16 protein-coding genes are annotated in these 20,744 nt (G+C 37.3%); 3 read left to right on the forward strand and 13 right to left on the reverse strand.

Going from position 1 to position 20,744, the window contains the following annotated elements:
• Positions 1 to 20: 20 nt before the first annotated feature.
• Both FNW21_RS12415 and FNW21_RS12420 read left to right on the forward strand, forming a co-directional pair.
• Entirely contained in the window at positions 21 to 1,940 is a 1,920-nt protein-coding gene (locus FNW21_RS12415; RefSeq protein ID WP_144257073.1) for a DUF294 nucleotidyltransferase-like domain-containing protein, read from the forward strand.
• On the forward strand, positions 1,937 to 2,596 hold the full coding sequence (locus tag FNW21_RS12420; protein WP_144257074.1) for a 3'-5' exonuclease: 660 nt from the start codon (positions 1,937 to 1,939) through the stop codon (positions 2,594 to 2,596). Before FNW21_RS12415 ends, FNW21_RS12420 begins: the two co-directional genes overlap by 4 nt.
• A gap of 54 nt (positions 2,597 to 2,650) precedes the next feature.
• Here FNW21_RS12420 and FNW21_RS12425 read toward each other — a convergent pair whose 3' ends face one another.
• From FNW21_RS12425 to ychF, 7 genes are all read right to left on the reverse strand, one after another.
• Positions 2,651 to 5,374, reverse strand: coding sequence for a DNA gyrase/topoisomerase IV subunit A (locus tag FNW21_RS12425; protein ID WP_144257075.1), 2,724 nt, complete (start codon positions 5,372 to 5,374; stop codon positions 2,651 to 2,653).
• Positions 5,375 to 6,481: a PDDEXK nuclease domain-containing protein gene (locus FNW21_RS12430; protein ID WP_144257076.1), complete on the reverse strand. Its 1,107-nt coding sequence runs from the start codon at positions 6,479 to 6,481 to the stop codon at positions 5,375 to 5,377.
• Positions 6,482 to 6,504: 23 nt separating this feature from the next.
• Positions 6,505 to 8,373 (reverse strand): DNA topoisomerase IV subunit B, encoded by a 1,869-nt coding sequence (locus FNW21_RS12435; protein ID WP_144257077.1) that lies wholly within the window; start codon positions 8,371 to 8,373, stop codon positions 6,505 to 6,507.
• A gap of 290 nt (positions 8,374 to 8,663) precedes the next feature.
• Positions 8,664 to 9,698 (reverse strand): MBL fold metallo-hydrolase, encoded by a 1,035-nt coding sequence (locus FNW21_RS12440; RefSeq protein ID WP_144257078.1) that lies wholly within the window; start codon positions 9,696 to 9,698, stop codon positions 8,664 to 8,666.
• Between the two features lie 242 nt (positions 9,699 to 9,940).
• Entirely contained in the window at positions 9,941 to 10,462 is a 522-nt protein-coding gene (locus FNW21_RS12445; RefSeq protein WP_144257079.1) for an NADPH-dependent FMN reductase, read from the reverse strand.
• Between the two features lie 30 nt (positions 10,463 to 10,492).
• Positions 10,493 to 11,158 (reverse strand): hypothetical protein, encoded by a 666-nt coding sequence (locus tag FNW21_RS12450; protein WP_144257080.1) that lies wholly within the window; start codon positions 11,156 to 11,158, stop codon positions 10,493 to 10,495.
• Between the two features lie 119 nt (positions 11,159 to 11,277).
• Positions 11,278 to 12,372, reverse strand: a complete 1,095-nt coding sequence (gene ychF, locus FNW21_RS12455) for a redox-regulated ATPase YchF (RefSeq protein WP_144257081.1) — start codon at positions 12,370 to 12,372, stop codon at positions 11,278 to 11,280.
• Between the two features lie 225 nt (positions 12,373 to 12,597).
• Between ychF and FNW21_RS12460 the strand changes: the two genes are divergently transcribed.
• Positions 12,598 to 15,234 carry a TonB-dependent receptor gene (locus FNW21_RS12460; RefSeq protein WP_144257082.1) on the forward strand — a complete coding sequence of 879 codons (2,637 nt, stop codon included), beginning with the start codon at positions 12,598 to 12,600 and terminating at the stop codon, positions 15,232 to 15,234.
• Positions 15,235 to 15,389: 155 nt separating this feature from the next.
• Here FNW21_RS12460 and FNW21_RS12465 read toward each other — a convergent pair whose 3' ends face one another.
• The 6 genes from FNW21_RS12465 to FNW21_RS12490 form a co-directional block, all read right to left on the reverse strand.
• Positions 15,390 to 16,553 (reverse strand): hypothetical protein, encoded by a 1,164-nt coding sequence (locus tag FNW21_RS12465; RefSeq protein WP_144257083.1) that lies wholly within the window; start codon positions 16,551 to 16,553, stop codon positions 15,390 to 15,392.
• Between the two features lie 264 nt (positions 16,554 to 16,817).
• On the reverse strand, positions 16,818 to 17,663 hold the full coding sequence (locus FNW21_RS12470) for a DUF2911 domain-containing protein (RefSeq protein ID WP_144257084.1): 846 nt from the start codon (positions 17,661 to 17,663) through the stop codon (positions 16,818 to 16,820).
• A 53-nt stretch (positions 17,664 to 17,716) separates the two neighbouring features.
• Complete coding sequence (locus tag FNW21_RS12475) at positions 17,717 to 18,391, reverse strand: HAD family hydrolase (RefSeq protein ID WP_144257085.1); 675 nt, start codon at positions 18,389 to 18,391, stop codon at positions 17,717 to 17,719.
• Positions 18,392 to 18,539: 148 nt separating this feature from the next.
• Entirely contained in the window at positions 18,540 to 19,256 is a 717-nt protein-coding gene (locus FNW21_RS12480; protein WP_144257086.1) for a tRNA threonylcarbamoyladenosine dehydratase, read from the reverse strand.
• A gap of 29 nt (positions 19,257 to 19,285) precedes the next feature.
• The gene (locus FNW21_RS12485) at positions 19,286 to 19,939 is read right to left on the reverse strand and encodes a TatD family hydrolase (protein WP_144257087.1); all 654 of its coding nucleotides are present in this window, start codon (positions 19,937 to 19,939) and stop codon (positions 19,286 to 19,288) included.
• Complete coding sequence (locus FNW21_RS12490) at positions 19,939 to 20,541, reverse strand: DUF1684 domain-containing protein (protein ID WP_144257088.1); 603 nt, start codon at positions 20,539 to 20,541, stop codon at positions 19,939 to 19,941. Before FNW21_RS12490 ends, FNW21_RS12485 begins: the two co-directional genes overlap by 1 nt.
• Between the last annotated feature and the right edge of the window lie 203 nt (positions 20,542 to 20,744).

A 20,744-nucleotide genomic window follows, 5' to 3' on the forward strand; every position in this document is an offset into this window, starting at 1 on the left:
CCATTTTTAATCTTTTTTTAATGAAAAATACAATTTCACATAGAGTTGCTGACTTTTTAAAAAATTTTCCACCTTTCAACTTTTTGCAACCAAAAGAAATCGAACTGCTGTCCGAACAAATTTCTATCATTTACAAAGAAAAAGACAGCGTAATATTTGCCGAAAATGAGGAAACACACACTTCCTTCTATGTGGTTCATAAAGGAGCGGTTGCGCTTATCAACAGTTCCGAAAATGATGTTTTGGATATGTGCGATGAAGGCGATATTTTTGGACTACGACCGCTTATTGCCAATGAAAACTATAAAATGGAAGCCAAAACCTTTGAAGAGACCATTTTGTATGCCATTCCAATCGCTTTTTTTAAACCTTATGCGCAAGATAATAGAGCGGTAGGAAATTTTTTGATAGAAAGTTTTGCTTCCAATACGCTAAATCCGTATTCCAAAAGCCACCGCGGAAAACTGTATGGCGAAAATATAGGCACTGAAACGGTAGAAAATGATAAAAACCTAATAGACATTCAGCCCGTAAAATATTCCAAAAAAATAGTTACCTGCTCCTCGATAACTACCGCAAAAAGTATTGCCGAAACAATGACCAAGAAAAATGTGGGTGCCATTTTAGTCCTAGAAGACAAACTCCCCATAGGAATCATTACCGATAAAGATTTAAGAAACAAAATTGTAACGGGAGAATACCCCATAACCACAACGGCGGGAGTTATAATGACATCGCCAGTGATTACCTACTCCAAAAAGCTAACCATTACGCAAGCACAAATGGCGATGATGAAAAGTAATATTAGCCATTTGTGCCTTACCAAAGATGGGACGCCCAACACCAAAGCAATAGGAATTCTCTCCAAACACGATGTTATGGTGGCACTTGGAAATAATCCTGCAGTACTAATCAAAGCGGTAAAAAGAGCCAAAAAGTACAAAGATATTAAGCCCATTAGAGCCAGCATTATGCACTTGCTACAAGGCTATTTAGACCAAAATATCCCAATGACGCTGACTTCAAAAATAATCACCGAGTTAAACGATGTGTGCATTCAGCAAGTTATTGCCATAGCCTTAAAAAAAATGAGTACACCACCACCCGTAAAATTTGCTTGGCTGGCGCTAGGAAGTCAAGGAAGAAGTGAGCAATTGTTGCATACTGACCAAGACAATGCACTCGTTTATGAAAATGTCTCCGAAGAATTGGAAACGAAAACTAAAAAATATTTTCTGGAATTGGCTACTCATGTCAACAAAGGATTGTTTGATATTGGTTATGAGTATTGCCCTGCCGAAATGATGGCTTCCAACCCAAAATGGTGTTTAAGCCTTAAGGAATGGAAAAACCAAGTGCACCACTGGATTACAAATCCTGGCAAAAACGAAGTCTTATTGTCGTTTATCTTTTTTGATTATAGCCTCTCCTATGGCGCTACCGAAATTGTAAATAATTTATCCGATTACATTTTTGACACTATAAATGCCAATCCTGTTTTTTATGTTCATCTCGTGAGTGGTGCGTTACAAAGTCCATCACCCACTGGATTCTTCAGGCAATTTTTGCTCGAACAGGACGGTGCCAACAAAGATTTTTTTGATATCAAACGAAGAGCTTTGATGCCACTTGCTGATGCGGCAAGAGTGCTTATTATTTCCCATTCGGTGAAATCAATAAGCAATACACCAGAACGTTTTGAAAAACTAGCCGAACTAGAACCCACCAACAAAGAGTTGTATCTGGCCTGCTCCTACTCCTACAAAGCTTTATTGAAATTTAGAACCAAACAAGGACTTTTGCACCATGATTCTGGGCAATATATTGCTTTAGAATCCCTTTCGAAATTAGAAAAAATAAAGCTGAAACGAACGTTCAAAACCATCAAAGAGTTACAAGAAATCATTACCATCCGTTTTAATGTTTCAAATATATTATGATACATTTCTTTAAAAAAAGTAAAAACTGGGTGCTTTCCTTTTTGAAAAAATTTGAAAAACCTATTGATGAAATCCTTCTGCAAGAAGTAGATGCGACTCGTTTTATAGTATTGGATACCGAAACTACTGGTTTTGATTATACCAACGACCGCATTTTATGCATTGGTGCCATTCCGTTGCAAAATGGTGTCATTGCCATTGCGGATAGTTTTGAAGTGTATATTAAACAAGATCATTACGATAAAACGAGTGCCCAAATTCACGGCATATTAAAGGATTGGGTAATGGACAGACCTAATGAAATAGAGGCTTTACAAGAATTTTTGCACTATCTGGGCGACTCCATTATAATTGCCCACCACACCACATTTGATGTGACCATGATTAATAGGGCACTCGAACGAAATGGATTGCCAGTGCTCAAAAATAAAACGTTAGACACCGCCGTTTTGTACAAAAGAACGTTGCTGAATTCCAATCTTCTAGATAGAAAGGACAACTATACCTTGGACGAACTTGCGGATAAATTTGATATTTCCAAAAAAGACCGACATACCGCCATGGGCGATGCCTATATTACAGCTATTGCTTTCTTGAAAATCACAAACAAATTAAGAAATAAAAAAGTATTGCTCCTAAAACAATTGTACCGATAAGCTCCGTTTTAAATCTAAAAAATCCGCCAAAATAGCGGATTTTAAATTCTAGGTTTACTCTAACGATAGCGTAATTTGTCCATCATCATCGAGTTGTATAGGAGTATCATCAGCTGTTATTTGAACTTCTAATTCCTCTGGAATAATTTCAACAGGAATTTCATAAGGCAAGGGTTCTAGTAAATTTACCTGTTTTAATTTATCGGCAGTTAGCTGATTTCCTAGGGCTTTAAATCCCTTTACGGCAATAAAAGATTCTATATCTACGGTCATATTCTCTTTTTGAACCCCTTTTATTTTAGTAAAAACCAATTCGGCTACAGGACGATAATCCGTGGCAACAATTTCTAATTTAGAGTTAGCATGCTCGGTAATAAATAATTCCTCTTTGTTTTCGGTTTCCACCAAAAAGCGTTTGATGTAATACCGCTCTTTTTCACCATCAAAATAAATAGCCGAAATGGGTTTTTTGGGAATCCATTTCTCCAAAATAATCATGTCTTCGTCAAAATGAGTGGTTAATTCTGGTGTAATGACTTTGATTTTTCCGGCTTGTGAAATCACTAAAATTTTATCACTAGGTCTAAATTCGCCCAGCAACTCTCCCCTAGCATCTACGTTCAAGCGTTGCACGGTATCGTCAAACCACACTTTTCGTGGCAATAAAGTCGAAATCCCTTTCTCCTTCAATTCAATTTTCTTGATCGGATATTTGGTAACCAAATTCCCTTTGGAAGCACGCCCTTTGATGGCCAAAGAAGCAAAATCAATATCAAATTTCAGCTTTTTAACGCTTCCTACTTGGCGCAACAAGATGGTAATTACTTCGGCTTCTCCATTTGGATTACACGAAAAATAAAGCGTTTGGGAACCTGCAGCTTCATTGGTCAAATCGTAGGCTTTGTCACGGGTAACGCCCGATACATTGAATCGCTTAATGTACGCTGGTCCCGATTTTCCGTCCCGATAAATCATATTGTAAATGGTGCGTTTGTCACTTTTGTCAAAAATAGCAACATGAATAATGTCTTTTCCAACGAATGTTTTGGCATCGACTTTGGTAATCATCATTTTTCCATCCCGAAGAAAAACAATTACATCATCAATATCCGAACAATCCGTGAGGTATTCGTCTTTTTTTAAACTAGTTCCTACAAAACCTTCTTCGCGATTGACGTACAATTTGGTATTTCGCAACACGACTTTTGTCGCTTCTATATCGTCAAAAATACGCAACTCGGTTTGGCGTTCTCGCCCTTTTCCGTATTTTTCTTTTAGCTTGGCAAAATAGGCAATAGCAAAATCGATTAGGTGTTCCAAATCGTGTTTTACTTGCTCGATATTCCCTTCCAAGGCTTCGATTTTGTCTTGCGCTTTATTGCTGTCAAATTTGGATATTCGCATAATTCGGATATCCAATAATCGGAGAATATCGTCTTCGGTTACAGCGCGTTTTAAGTGTTTGATGTGCGGTTTCAACCCATCATCAACAGCCTGAATTACATCCTCGCGAGTGGTTTTTTCCTCAATGTCACGGTATATTTTGTTTTCTATAAAAATGCGTTCCAAGGACAAGAAATGCCATTGCTCCTCAAGTTCGCTCAACTGAATTTCGAGTTCACTTTTGAGCAATTGAACGGTTCTATTGGTCGAAATTTTCAACATATCCGAAACCCCAATAAACAACGGCTTATTATCCTCAATCACACAGCCCAAAGGCGCTACCGAAGTTTCGCAAGCCGTAAAGGCAAACAAAGCATCGATAGTTTTGTCGGGTGAAACTCCTGGAAAAAGATGGATTAATATCTCGACCTCGGCAGCAGTATTGTCCTCAATTTTTTTGATTTTGATTTTACCTTTTTCGTTGGCTTTCAAAATACTATCAATCAAAGTCGTAGTATTGGTCGAAAACGGAATCTGGGTAATCACCAACGTATTTTTGTCCAATTGTCCAATTTTGGCACGAACCCGAACCCGTCCGCCACGCATACCATCATGATAATTGGATACATCAGCAATTCCTTGGGTCAGGAAATCAGGATATAAAGTAAACGGTTTTCCTTTCAGAATTTTTATAGAAGCATCAATTAACTCATTAAAATTGTGAGGCAAAACCTTGGTCGAAAGTCCCACCGCAATTCCCTCGGCTCCCGAAGCCAACAAAAGCGGAAATTTTACAGGCAAATTATTCGGCTCGGCTCGACGCCCATCATAGGAAACACCCCAATCGGTAATTTTTGGCGAATACAACACTTCCAAGGCAAATTTACTCAAACGCGCTTCGATGTAACGAGAAGCCGCAGCTCCATCACCCGTGAGGATATTCCCCCAGTTTCCTTGGCAATCAATCAATAATTCTTTCTGACCAATTTGCACCATCGCATCACCAATACTTTGATCGCCGTGCGGATGGTACTGCATGGTGTGCCCAACTACGTTCGCTACTTTATTGTACCGACCGTCGTCCAACTCCTTGAGCGAGTGCATAATCCTACGCTGCACTGGTTTGAAACCGTCCTCAATAGCGGGAACTGCACGCTCCAAGATTACATACGAAGCGTAGTCCAAAAACCAATCTTTGTACATTCCAGTAACTTTGGTTATGGTGTCTTCGGAGTTTTCGTCGTTCTCGTAGAAATGTCCGCCCTCAAAATGTTTGGCTTCTACTTCGATAATTTCATCGGAATGTTTTTCTTGATTGTCATCAATAGAATTATCTGCCAAGTTGTTGTCGTCTTGCCCTTCTGGGATGGTGTTATCGTCTTCTTCGTCTTTCATTTATTTTGATTCCGAAATTAATTTTATTAAATCCTCCTTGCTTGGAAGAACTGTTTTGTATTTACTGGCAAAAATTTGCTTGTTATTTTCGGGCAAAGTATATTCTACAACTAAATCACTTTTGTTTTGACAAAGCACAATCCCGATGGTTTTGTTCTCGTCCTCCAAACGCATTTCTCGGTCGTAATAGTTAACATACATTTGCATTTGACCCAAGTCCTGATGTTTCAAATCGCCTATTTTCAAATCAATTAGTACAAAGCATTTTAAAATTCGGTTATAAAAAACCAAATCTATTCGGAAGTGTTTATCATCAAAAGTGATTCTTTTTTGTCTGGCAACAAAAGTAAATCCGTTTCCTAATTCCAGTAAAAAATGCTCTAATTTATTAATAATCTCCTCCTCTAATTCCAATTCGGAATAGCGATGTAGTTCTGGCAATCCCAAAAACTCCAAAATATAGGGATCTTTGATAATATCTTTAGGCTGTTCAATAACTTGTCCTTTTTCCGAAAGTTTCAAAACCCCTACTGGATCACGGCTCAAAGTCAATCGGACATAAAGTGCAGTATCGTACTGGCGTTTGAGTTCTCGAACACTCCAATTGTTTTTCTCGGACTCAATTTCGTAAAAACGTCTTTCGTTTTCGTCGTCAATTCGCATTAAAAAAATGTAATGTGTCCACGTTAGTTTGAAAAATAAAATCTGTAATTCCGTTTTTTCAGTTTCAGAATTCGTAGTCTGTGCTGATGAATTTAAGTTTTTCAAAATCCCAGTCAGTGATTGGGGTTTTGGGATTTGCAAAATCCCAGTCAGTGATTCGGAAATTGAGTACGCTAAATAAAATTTCCTCATATTCTCTAAATTAACTACGGAAAACCCTCTCCCAAACTCCTTTGTTAGTTGTTCCGAAAGCCCTTTTAGAATTTGTTTTCCATATTCGGCACGATTCTTTCCGCATTGTTCTTCTTCAACTATCATTCTTCCAATTTCAAAATACGTGTAAACCATTGTTGAGTTTACAGTACGCAAAACTTGTTGTCGTGCATTTTGTAATAGCTCGACCACTTGTTTGAACAATGCTTTATTTTGAATTTCTTTTGACAAATTTTTTTAAATTTAAAACAATTTTAGACTTCCTCCATCACATCCAATTCCACCTTCAAATTCTTGATGATAAAATCCTGACGATCGGGTGTGTTTTTGCCCATATAAAAAGATAATAATTGCTCGATGGAGGTGTTTTTGTCCATCATAATAGGATCCAAGCGAATGGTTTCGCCAATAAAATTTTTGAACTCATCGGGCGATATTTCACCCAATCCCTTAAAACGAGTAATTTCGGGTTTGGGTTTTAGTTTTTCCATGGCTGCCAATCGCTCTTCTTCGGAGTAGCAATAAATGGTTTCTTTTTTGTTTCGGATTCTAAAAAGTGGGGTTTGCAGAATATACAAATGCCCTTCTTTGATTAATTCTGGAAAAAATTGCAAGAAAAAAGTGATCAACAACAAGCGAATGTGCATGCCATCGACATCGGCATCGGTGGCAATTACGATGTTGTTGTAGCGTAATTTTTCCAATCCATCTTCGATGTCCAAAGCGGCTTGCAGGAGGTTGAATTCTTCGTTTTCATACACAATTTTTTTGCTCATTCCGTACGAATTCAACGGTTTTCCACGCAAACTAAAAACCGCTTGGGTGTTTACATCACGACTTTTGGTAATGGATCCCGAAGCCGAATCTCCCTCGGTGATAAACAAGGTGCTTTCGAGGTTTTTGGGGTGTTTGGTATCGGGCAAATGGGCTCTGCAATCTCTCAATTTTTTGTTGTGCAAATTGGCTTTTTTGGCACGATCGGTGGCCAGTTTCCGAATTCCAGATAGTTCTTTTCGCTCTCGTTCAGCTTGCAAAATTTTGCGTAACAAGGCCTCGGCAGTGGCGGGATTTTTGTGCAAAAAATTGTCTAATTTGGTTTTTACAAAATCGTTGACAAACGTACGCACCGACACAGCTGGGGTTCCATCGTCGGATCCCATATCCATAGATCCCAATTTGGTTTTGGTTTGCGACTCAAATACAGGCTCCATCACCTTGACGCTGATGGCACTTACGATGGATTTTCGGACATCGGATGCCTCGAAACTTTTATTGTAAAATTCCCGAATGGTTTTGACCAATGCTTCCCGATAGGCTGCCAAGTGTGTACCACCTTGCGTAGTGTTTTGCCCGTTTACAAACGAGTGGTACTCCTCGGAATATTGGGTTTTGCTGTGCGTTAAGGCTATTTCTATATCGTGGTCCTTGAGGTGAATAATGGGGTATTCTAGGTCGTCGGCATGAATGGTTTCTTCCAACAAATCCCGAAGTCCGTTTTCCGAAAGGTATTTTTCGCCGTTGAACAAGATGGTCAAACCGTTGTTAAGGTAACAATAGTTTTTGACCATTTTAATCACGTATTCCAAACGGAATTTGTAGTTTTTAAAAATGGCTTCGTCTGGAATAAAGGTTACTTTGGTTCCTTTTCGCTTGGTGGTATCGATAATATCTTCTTCGAGTACTAGGTTTCCTGCCGAAAATTCTGCGGCTTTTTGTTTCTCGTCCCGAACGGATTCTACCCTAAAATAGTTGGACAACGCATTGACGGCCTTGGTTCCGACACCGTTTAATCCCACCGATTTTTGGAAGGCTTTGGAATCGTATTTTCCACCAGTATTCATTTTGGAAACCACATCCACCACTTTTCCAAGCGGAATACCCCGACCATAATCGCGCACTGAAACAGTTTTGTCCTTGATGCTCAACTCAATGGTTTTGCCTGCTCCCATGACAAACTCATCAATACAATTGTCAAAAACTTCCTTAAGCAGAATGTAAATTCCATCGTCTGGCGAGGAACCATCGCCAAGTTTACCTATGTACATTCCGGGACGCATACGGATGTGTTCTTTCCAGTCGAGAGAGCGTATATTATCTTCGTTGTATTGATTTTGATCGGACATGGTGGAATTTTATGGAATTTAACTGCGTTCTATTCGGTCTTTAGCTTTTGTAAAGACCTAGAATGTGCTAATGTAAGCTTTCTGAATAAATTTTGAAAGTGAGATTCTGTAAAGTTATTAAGAATGATATTGACAGGGGAATTGATTTTAGATTTTAGATTTGCGATTTGGGAATGATTCTGAAAGAAGCGATTGCTTTGCTATTGATACAAAATGTTAAAAAATTCCCGTCTGTTTTGTGGTAAATGATTGGATAATTGATGGGTCACGCCCAAAGGAGCTTTGTTGTTTTAAATGTCCCACCAGTTTGTATAATGGGTGTTTTGGGATTGGAAAACGGCGCCTAGTTTTGGTACTGTAAATGAGCAGTTTTTGGCGGTTGCATTTTGTATAAATAGCGATACGGGTTGGGTCCAATGGTGCTGTGCGAGGGCAAAACCGGCCCAGTGTACGGGCATCATGTTTTGGACTTGGGCATCGATTGCGGCTTGGACGCTTTCGTGGGGGTACATGTGAATTTGGTGCCAATTGGGGTTGTATTGGCCGCATTCCATGAAGGCAAAATCAAAGGGGCCGAGGCGGTTGCCTATGGTTTTAAAATGGGTGCCATAGCCGCTGTCGCCGCTAAACCAAAGGTTTTGGGTTTGGGTTTTTAAGGCCCAGCCGCCCCAAAGGGATTGGGCTCGATCGGTGAGGCCTCGACCCGAAAAATGGCGGGTTGGGGTAAAGGTAATGGTGATGCCTTCCCAAAGTGATGTTTGCCACCAATTGAATTCGGTTATAATGTTTTCGGGGATTCCCCAGCCCACGAGGTGGCGTTTGACGCCTAGGGCTACGTAGAATTGTTTGGTTTTTTGTTTTAATCGGAGGATGCTTTGGTGGTCTAAATGGTCGTAATGGTCGTGGGAAATTAGGACTAAATCGATTGTTGGAAAGGCGTCGATTAGGTCTAAAGTGTTGCTGCTGAATCGTTTGACTTTGAAGGGGGCAATGGGGGCTGCATCGGGGCCAAACATGGGATCGATGAGTATTGTTTTGGTGTTTAATTGCATGAATATGGTGGAGTGTCCGTACCAAATACTTTGCATTTCGGGATTGTTTTTGTCGAAGTTTTTGGGGTCAAAAGCTTCTATTGGCAAGGGATTGCTGGGTGTGCGCCCGTTGGTTTGAAAAAATTGTTTGTAGAAGAATTTTGGAAGCTGGGATAGGCGGAAATCCATTGTGGTTTCTTGCAGATTTTTGAAAATACTGCCGTTCCAATGCTCGGATTTGGAATAGTTGGCCAAGTCGGATTTTGAGGGTTTTGCACCAAATTGTTTTCGCATATTGTTGTATTTTGTGCTGCTATTTTTTGGGATTTAAAATGCTGCTAGGTTTGAAAAAACGTCAAGAGGTAAGGGAACTAAAAATGGGTTTTGAAATAGTGCGGCAAATTTTCGGTTTGTTTTTTTGGAAAATCCGCAAAAACAGGCAGAGTCTACGAGTTTAATTTGCACGCAGACTCCGCATATTTAGGTAGATTTTTTTTGGAATGATACGGTGTGAAAGTATTTTTATCGTTTGTGGTTTAAAATCCTGCAACAAGATCTTTTAATTGTTGGTTGTATTCGGGATTGGAAATTTCGCCTTTTTCGGTATCGAAATTGGTATTGAAACTTGGTAAGGAGAACGAGCCTTTTATGGCGGCTCCAAAACGAGGAAAATTGCTATTGGCGAGTTCCAAAACAGTGATGGCGCCTCTTGAACTTGGGGATGTGGCTAGGAGCAACATTGTTTTTTGTTGAAAAAATTGGGTGTCAATCCTGGAGCACCAATCGATGGTGTTTTTGAATGCTGTGGCGTAATTGCCGTTGTGTTCGGCTAGCGATACGATTAAAACATCGGCAGCTGCAATTTTTTCGATAAAGGTTTTTGCTACATTATGTTGCCCGATTTCTTTTTCGGAATCGACGCTGTACAAAGGCATCGTGTACTGGTTTAGGTCTAAAACTTCTGCTTCGGAGTTTTCAAAAAGGGAGGCGGCATAGGTAGCGAGCTGTTTGTTGATTGAATTTTGACTGCTGCTTCCTGCAAAGGCGATGATTTTCATGGTGTGTTTTTTTTATAAAAGTAATGAAAATTATTTTGTTTGTTTCTTGTATTCGCTATCTTCTACTAAATTTTTTAAATTTAAAATTTGTTTAAATTCATTTCTTGAAGGTCTAATTATAAAAGAACTAGAATCAATTCTTGTTGATTTTATTTTTGTCAAAGAATCCATTTTTTTTAAATCTTCATCGGAATAGATATACTTTATTTTCAAAATATTTTTTTCTAAACATATTGATTTTACTTTCCAATAAATAGAATCCTTGAAATTAAGAACCAATTGCCCATTAAATCGTTTGGCTTTTTGGGTATTTGAAAAAACAAAAAAAGTATCTACGTCTTTGTTCGATAATTCAACCGAATCTCCTATTATTTTAATAACATAAATGCTATGATTTATCTTTGAAATGTATTTTCCATTCGAAAAATCAAACTCTTGTTTTAGAGAATCCAGTGTGTTTTTATGAAGTCGGAAAGTATAATAGTTTTCAAACAGAATGCTATTTTCATTGATGTTTATAAAAACATTATCAGGACTCTTATACAATCCTTGAAACTTATTGGGGATTTTACACAATTCAGCATCGTTTATGGGTTGTGGATTTTCAAAATAAAAGTTAAGCCCAAAAGGCTCTGCACGATGTTTTTTACATGAAATAAAAACAAAAGCTGCGAGAATCAAAAGATATTTTTTCATAATCATTAGGTCTAAAAAAAATGAATTTAAAATAAAATCCAAACAATTATTATACCAAAAAAACCTGCAAAATTACTCTTGCAGGCTGTACTTATTACTTAAAAAGGATGCTTTAAAAGCTACACATTAAACCTAAAGTGCATTACATCACCATCTTTAACGATGTATTCTTTTCCTTCGACTTTGAATTTTCCTGCTTCTTTGCATTTTGCTTCGGATCCGTAGTGTACAAAATCCTCATAGGCAATTACTTCGGCACGGATAAATCCTTTTTCGAAATCGGTGTGGATTACCCCAGCAGCTTGTGGTGCGGTGGATCCAATGTTTATTGTCCAGGCACGAACTTCCTTTACACCTGCGGTAAAATAGGTTTGTTGTTTCAATAATTTATACGCTGCACGAATCAAAACCGATGCACCTGGCTCGGTCAATCCCATGTCTTCCAAGAACACCTGACGTTCTTCGTAGCTTTCGAGTTCGGTAATGTCGGCCTCGGCACCTACGGAAAGAATTATGACTTCGGCGTCTTCGTCCTTAACCATTTCGCGCACTTGATCCACATATTTATTTCCTGTAACAGCGGAGTTCTCATCAACATTACACACATACAAAACGGGTTTGGCGGTAATTAATTGAAAGCCTTCCATCAAGACTTCTTCGTCGTTGTTTTGTGGCGTTATGGTTCTGGCGGATTTGGCTTGAAGCAGGGTTTCGCGAATGCGATCCAAAAGTGCCTTTTCGGTTTGGGCTTCTTTGTTACCGGTTTTGGCAGCGCGATTTACTTTTTCTAAACGTTTTTCTACGTTTTCAAGGTCTTTTAATTGCAACTCAATATCAATGGTTTCTTTGTCCCGAATAGGGTTTACGTTGCCATCTACGTGTACTATATTGTCGTTGTCAAAACAACGCAAAACGTGAATAATAGCATTGCATTCTCTAATATTTCCTAGGAATTGATTGCCTAAACCCTCGCCTTTACTGGCTCCTTTGACTAATCCTGCAATATCTACAATATCTACCGTTGCCATTTGCACGCGCTCTGGTTTTACTAATTCTTCTAGCTTTTCGATTCTTGGATCCGGCACATTAACCACACCTATATTGGGTTCGATGGTGCAAAACGGAAAGTTGGCACTTTGCGCTTTGGCATTGGATAAACAATTGAATAATGTTGATTTTCCAACATTTGGTAATCCTACAATTCCTGCTTTCATAATATGATAATTTACAGCTACTAGCTTCCTGATTTGCGTTTTTTAAGTTCCCTATTTTTAAAGTTTGCAAATATAAGATTTAAAAAAAGGATGTTAAACAAAAATGTCTTAAAATACAATCTTATTAACTTTTATGCAGGTTTTTGAACAAAAAGCTAACATTATAGCACTAAAATAGTATATTTGACCCAATTAAAACCATTTAAAAACCAAACTCAATTCATTATGAAAAAAATTACTTTACTGTTTTTTTTCCTAAACACCTTTTTCCTTTTTGCTCAAAAAGAAATTTCTGGTGTGGTAAAAGACAACTCTGGTAGCGGTTTACCGGGAGTTAACATCGTTGAAAAAGGGACTTCCAATGGAGTTTCTACGGATATTAATGGTACTTACAAGATAAAAGTTCAAGAAGGTGCCACTCTTATTTTTAGTTATGTTGGATACAAGTCCGTTTCCAAAAATGCAACGGGTTCAATCCTAAATGTTGATTTAGCATCCGAGGGAGGACAAGAATTACAAGAAGTGCAAATTGTGGGTTCTAGAAATAGTAAAAGAACCGTTGTGAACTCGGCTGTTCCTATTGACATTATCAGTATGAAAGAGCTTACAACACAAAGTGGTAAAATTGAAATTAATCAGTTATTACAATACATTGCTCCTTCTTTTAACGCTAATAAACAATCCGGATCTGATGGTGCGGATCACGTTGACCCAGCCTCTTTAAGAGGAATGGGACCTGATCAAACATTAGTATTGATTAATGGTAAAAGAAGACATCAATCCTCACTAGTAACCATTTACGGTACTCGTGGTAGAGGAAATACTGGAACGGATTTGAATGCTATTCCCGCTTCTTCGATAAAACGAATTGAAATATTAAGAGATGGTGCTGCGGCACAATACGGCTCTGATGCGATTGCTGGTGTAATCAATATTGTATTGAATGACAATATCGATGAATTAACAGGATCTATCACTTACGGTACTTTTAATACTAATGCCAAAGGTGATTTTCTTCCTGGAACTGCTAATACTAAAAACTATAGATTAGACGAAAATGGAAATGGAAATACCTATGGAAAAAACAAATCCTTTGATGGAAATACCATCAAAATAGGTGCCAACTATGGTGTTGCTATAGGGGATAAAGGTGGATTTGCAAATTTTACTACTGAATATTTTACTAAAGAAAAAGTATTGCGTCCTGGTTATGATTTCCGTAAAGGTTTTGGAGAAGCTTCGATGGATAGTTATAATTTTTCTCTTAACATGGCGGTTCCAATATCTGAAAAATCTAAATTTTATGCTTTTGCAGGTAGAAATTACAGAGATACGGATGCGTATGCCTTTACTAGAAATAGTGGCGGTGCGAATGTAGTAGAATCCGTTTATCCGGGTGGCTATACTCCAAGAATTACCTCTATTATTCTTGACAACTCTGTTACAGCTGGAGTAACTACTGAAACAGCTAGCGGTTGGAAAGTAGACATTAGCAATACCTATGGAATCAATAAATTTCATTATACTATAAAAGGAACCATGAATCCTTCTTTATTAGAAGCGTCTCCGCTAGAATTTGATGCAGGTGGACACAGTTTAGCTCAAAATACGACTAATTTTGATTTCTCAAAAAACTATAGCACCGTATTGGAAGGTATGAATTTAGCTTTTGGAGCAGAATACCGTACCGAAAATTTCATCGTTTTTGCAGGCGAACAAGGTGCGTACACAACGTATGACATCAACAGACAACCTATTACAAATCCAGCAACACAATCGCCTCCAATTGATCCTATTTCTGGCGATCCTAGACCAGGTAGTTCTCAAGGTTTTCCTGGATATAGCCCTAGCAATGTGGTTGATAAAAACCGAAGCAACCTTTCCTTGTATGCTGACTCTGAATTTGATATCACAAAAGAATTCATGGTAAGTGGTGCTGCCCGTTTTGAAAAATACAGTGATTTTGGTAGTACCATCAATGGTAAATTAGCTTCTAGACTTAAAATTACGAAAAACATAAATTTAAGAGGATCTGTGAGTACCGGTTTCCGTGCTCCATCGTTAGTGCAGTCCTACTACGGTTTGCATTTTACTAATATTGATGCTGGTGGTGCAACCGAAATTTTACTTTCTCCAAACAACAGTCCTGTAACAAAATCGTTTGGAATTCAAGATTTAAAAGAAGAAACTGCAGTTAATGGCTCATTAGGTGTAACTGCTAATTTTGGCGATTTTACTGCAACTGTAGACGGTTACATGATCAAAGTAAAAGACAGAATCGTTTTAACCAGCTATTTTGATGCGTCTGGAAAAGGTTTAGGAGTAGATCAAGCGCAATTTTTTGCCAATGCTGCTAATACTAAAACTCTTGGTCTAGATCTTGTGTTAGCTTGGAAAAAACATATTGGTGATGCTCACGTGAGTGCAACTCTGGTTGGGAACATTAACGACATGAAAATTACCAAAGTAAACAACGGTAATTTGGATGCTGAAACCTTTTTTGGAGCTCGTGAACAAGCCTTTTTATTGGCTTCGGCACCAAAAAATAAATTTGGTTTAAATCTTAATTATGCCAACAAAAAGTTTGATTCAGGATTGGCTTTCACGAGATTCAGCAAAGTAGTTTTGGTAGATTATGGTGGAGAGGATGATGTTTATTCTGCTAAAATTTCTACTGATTTAACTTTTGGATACCAATTAAACAAGCAATTAAAATTAACCGTGGGTAGCAATAACTTATTCAATGTTTATCCTGATAAACAAGATGAACAAGGAAACACCGAAGCTGGTGGCTATTGGGATGCTGTTCAAATGGGATTCAATGGAGCGTATTACTATGCTAGATTAGGATTCAAATTCTAAAAAAAATAACCGCATAAAAAAATCCTGAATTATTTATTTAATTCAGGATTTTTTTGTGCTTGTTTTTTTTTTTTGCTAATCAAATACCTGCTAACTATTTATAAATTTACTACTTTACTACTTTACTGCTTTTTATATTAAAAAAAACTACCCAATTACAATCTGAATTCTAACTTTTTTATAATAGCTTGCTCCTCTTCGGTGGTGGCAAATCCGGAAACATCCCAATAATTGGTCAAAATAGTATTCTTTTTGTTAAAAAGGGTTTTCTCTCTAAAAACATCACTTTCGGTGTAGGTGAAATTTTGTTTGTTAAAACTAGTTGTAATAAAATGATTGCGCACCTCGATGCTTTTTATTTTATCCTTCAAAACAAGATCATACCCAATTTCTTCATTGGATGTTAACAAAAAATAATTAGCTCCATCAATTCTGTAGGTTACTTTAAATTCGGATTTTGTTCTATTTTTTGAACCTACAATCCCTTTTTCTTTGACTTTCGCCAATGCTTTTGAACTGGTTTTTGAACCATATTCTAAAATTATTTTTTTACTAGGATCGTAAATAATTTCAAAATTGTCCACCGCTTTTTTGGATTCGTCCAAAGGAATAACAGTCATCACATAATAATCGCTATTCGCTGCCAAAGATTTGATAATAAAATCGTAATCCTTGGTTGCTTTGGGTTCCAAAACGGGTTTTAAATACTTAAAACTATAATAATTTTCCATTATAGTATTCAAATTGTAACCCAATAAATCAGGGCTTACCTCTTGCTCTAACAGCCCATACGACCTGTTTTGCTCGACTAATAAAGTAGTAGTAACCTTTTTTTGATTGGCTACCAATTGAAAATTAATCAACCCATCATTGTAATAGGCATAAGCGCCATTGAGCTTAAAAAACTCGCGAGCATAGACTTTTAATTGGGCAGGAATAGTTAACTTTTTTATAGAATTGGTAACCAAAGCTTGGAGAATTTTTTGAGGATTTTCTTTGGTCACAATAACTTCATCTAATTTGGTGTATTTATTTTTTAAATAAACCGTATTTTGATTCTGTTTCAAAGCAGTCCAGCGAATGGTTTGAGTAACATAAGCTGCCTGAAATACTTGCACATTAGAAGCTCCGTTGAGCATAAAGGTTACTTTTCCGTCTTTATTACTTAACAAAATTTGTTTTGTTTTCATGATAATTACGGTCGCATTTTCTATGGGAAGATTCGTTTGAAAATCTTTAATAACAATAGATTGCTCCGTGTTTTGAGCAAAAAGGGAGCTTTTTAAAATAAAAAACAAGACAACAAACCATTTTTTCATACCAACAAGAACTTAAATTTATCTTTAAAAGTATTTTTATTACTAAACCTCTTAATAATTGCTAAAATAAATAAAAATACCATACCAATCATAAAAAAATGGTATCGTACTATAAATTAACTTGTTATACCTACTGTGAATTTCAATCAATGCTCCTTTATGTTGTAGAATCGACAATAATCCAAAAAAAATCTCGCTTCATAGTGCCTGAAGCGAGATTTTCTTGGTGAAATTTAATTCGGTTTTAAACCAAATGAAGTAGCATTATTTTTTGCTCCACTCGGCAATACTGTCTTTATTCATTTTTACATAATCCTGATTTTTGGCAATTTCCGCAGCAGCGAGAGAGACTTTTGCGGTTTCAATTGCTCCTTTTTTATCGCCTTGTTTCGCTTGAATTAATGATTTTAATCGGCTGTAGAAATACGGTTTATCAGCACTCAATTCCAATGCTTTGTCAATATACATTCTGGCTTTTACACTATCGCCGTTTGACTGGAAATAATACTGTGCTGCCGAAAAATAATCGCTAGCTGCTGGGCCAGCCAGTGCTTTTTCAATATTCAAAAGGGTCGTTTTTTGGGTTGGAACTTCAAATTTCAAAGCTACCGATGAGTTTTCCCAAGCCATTTCGAGATAGGCAAAATTAGCGTCAATAGCTCCAATTCCTATCGTGAAGGATTCTACGGCTTTAGGCAAAGCATCCTCCTTTACGGTAGTTCGCAAAACAACATTAGCATCGGTAAATTCAGTTGGAGTTCCCCAATTATCGGTTGTGTTGTAAAAAATCACTTCCCAGCTTTCAATTTTTGGAATGGTATAAATCGCATATTTTCCTTTTTTGAGAGTTTTTCCATCAATTACCACATCATCACTAAAGGAAATAGTCGTATTTTCATTGGCTCCAGTTCTCCAAAGTTTGCCAAAGGGAACTAAATTACCAAAAACAGCTCTACCTCGTGCTGCGGGGCGGCAATACACAATTTCAACATCCGTCAAACCCACTGTTTGAAAAACTGTAGCTTTGGGACTTGCTTGTGGTGTTTTTACTTGCGCTTGAAGCGTAAAATGGGCAATAAAAATAGCGAGGGCAATAAGTATTTTATTCATAAGTAGGGTTTTAGATGTTTTTTCAAAATTACAAATTCAATTGCGTCTAGTTGTTAATTATTCGCTAATTTAGAATCAATTGAAGCTATTTTTTCAAAACTCAATTCATTGAAATGACTAATTACGAGATTCGCTGTTGTTAAATCTTGGTCTTTGGAGTGTTCGCTATGGTATCCTATGCAAAATATCCCCGCCGCATTGGCCGCTTTTACCCCATTGGTACTGTCCTCAATGACAATACAATTCTCTTTTGGTGCAACCGATAAACTGGCGGCATGCAAAAAAATAGCTGGATCGGGTTTCGATTTTGGAAAATCTTCGCCACTCACGATATCAGAGAAGTATTGGTGCAAATTAAACCGAGTAAAAACACGATTAATCGTCACTTTGGATGCCGAAGAAGCCACAATTAATTGGATTCCGTTTTGATGTAAATTTTTGATTAAAACGCCAACGCCTTCTAATAAATCTAAATCTTCTTTGTTGTCAAAAGCATCATTAAAAATGGCTCTTTTTCGTAAAATCAAATCTTCCACTTCTTGATTTATATCAAAATTTTGTTTCAGTTTTTGAAACGTATTCCGAGTAGACAATCCTGTAAGTGAGGTATACATGACCTCGGGGACAGTAATATTCAACTCTTCAAATTGCTTGAAATATGCATATCGGTGCACCAATTCAGTGTCGACAATTACACCATCCATGTCGAAAATTACGGTTTGTATCATTTTTTTGTTGTGTGTTAAGAGTTAAGGGTTATTTGTTAGGAGTTATTCGTTAGGAGTTATTGGTCAGGGGTTAAAGGTTTTGAAATTGAGTTTTGAAATTATAACAGTTTTCCAACTACTAACCTATAACTCTTAATACCCTCACTCCCTACTCCTTTTTAAGCAAATATCGAATCACTGTTTCAGCGGCATACAGTCCAAATAAACCAGGCATGTAGCTATTGGTACCATAAAAAGATTTTTTAAAATTAGACCCATCAGTCATTTTTAAGCTCGATTCGTCTTGAATTTCGGATGAAAAAACAACTTTTAGTTTATCGATTTTTACTTCCTTCAAGCGTCTGCGAATGGTTTTGGCAAAAAAACAATTCACAGTATTGGTAATATCGGTGACTTTTACTTTTGAAGCTTCCATTTTGCCACCTGCCCCCATGCTGCTTATTATTTTTACTCGTTTTCGTTTGGCAGCAATAATCAAATTGAGTTTTGGTGTAACGCTATCAATACAATCCAAAACATAATCAAACTCCTCCGAAACAATTTCAAAAGCACGCTCTGGCGAAAGAAATTCTTGTACCCGAGTTAATTTCAATTCGGGATTAATGTCTACTAATCGATCTCCAACAATGGTCACTTTGGGCTGTCCAATGGTGGAATGCAAGGCGGGTAATTGCCTGTTGATGTTGGTAATATCAACAACGTCCCCATCGACAATCGTCATGCTTCCTACGCCGGCACGAGCCAAAAACTCGGCGGCAAACGAGCCTACTCCGCCCAACCCAACGACCATTACATTGGCATTTTGCAAATTCTGTAATCCTTCTTTTTTAAATAAAAGTGCCGCTCTCTCTGTCCATTCCGCCATGATAAAAGTGTATTTATTACTACTGTTCGTTATTTGTTTATTTTAAAAACGGCTTCAAAATTAGTATTTATTTGTTGTTGAAGTGCCGCCATAGGTATTCCTTTATACCTTGCTGCTAGGGCATAAACAACTTCGATTCCTTGTTGAGCGGTATCAGTTTCCAAGAAAAAACGATCCATTGGCATGCTTTTAAAAACCGACTCCAACTCGGGATTTTGCAACAAATATTTCCCAAAGGAAATGTAGCAACCGCTGGCCAAAAGTTCGTTTACCAATGCTTGTTTTTTTGAAAAACCATGAATCACGATAGGAACCGTTATTTTTAATTGTTTGACTATCGCCAGCAACTCCTGAAAAGCCGCCACGCAATGAATCACGACTGGTTTTTGGTGTTTTTGTGCCAAAAGCAATTGTGATTCAAAAACGATTTTTTGTAATTCCATTGGGATTTCGATGCGTTTGTCTAATCCGCATTCGCCAACTGCCAAGCAATTGGGCTCTTGCAATTTACTTTCGATAATGGCTAAATCACTTTCTAACCGCTCTTTGACAATAAACCAAGGATGAATTCCAATAGAATAAAAAGGAATAGTTCCATCAAATTCCTGCGGATATTGATTCACCAACTCCTTCACACAGGCCTGATTCGTAAAGAGGTGCGTATGTAAATTGAAAAACTCCATTAGTCGTGAAACTTTTTTACACCTGCTCTTATCTCGACGTCCAAATCGTTTTCTAGCGGTACTTTGGGGCAGGAATAACGGTGGCTGTATGCACAATATGGGTTGTAAGAGGTATTAAAATCAATGAAAATCGTATCGCCAGCAGGGATTTTTAAATCGATATATTTCCCACCAATGTAACTCTCCCTACCCGATGTCAAATCCGAAAAAGGCAAAAATAAATAATCCTTGTATTTTTTCTCTTTCGAAAGGGCAATGTTTCTATAGATATTCAATTTGAATTCTTTTTTATCCAAAGTAAAATAAGCTTCACCGTACTTTACATACATTGGTTTTCTATCCGTAGAAGTTGCCATTGCAAAAGGTTTCTCCTTCTTGGTTCGAATAAATCGAGCTATTACAAAGAATTTTTCGTTTATTGGATAAAAATCCAATACTTTAAAAGTAGCCAAATCCTCTGGCAATAGCGGACTCGTTTTCGCATCGGCATATTCTGTATTCAACTCTTTTTGAAACTTTTTGGCCACATCAATATCAAATTTATCTTGGCAATAGCTAAAATTAAATACAACCAAAAAAAACAACGCTAATAGTGTTCTCATTTTTATTTATTTTATGCAAAAATAGTTTAAAGTTATAATGCTACAAAGAGGCAATGCACAAACTTACCTACCTTTGCAACTGTTTCAAAATAAATTGTACGTTTTAGTGGGTGCTTCTGCTCTTTTTTGTCTTAAAAAGGAACAAAATAATAGCAATAAATTCGGATAGTTTATTTCAAAACAGCTACATTACAAATACATTT

It is taken from the genome of Flavobacterium restrictum, from assembly GCF_007097245.1.
In the GTDB taxonomy this organism is placed as follows: domain Bacteria; phylum Bacteroidota; class Bacteroidia; order Flavobacteriales; family Flavobacteriaceae; genus Flavobacterium; species Flavobacterium restrictum.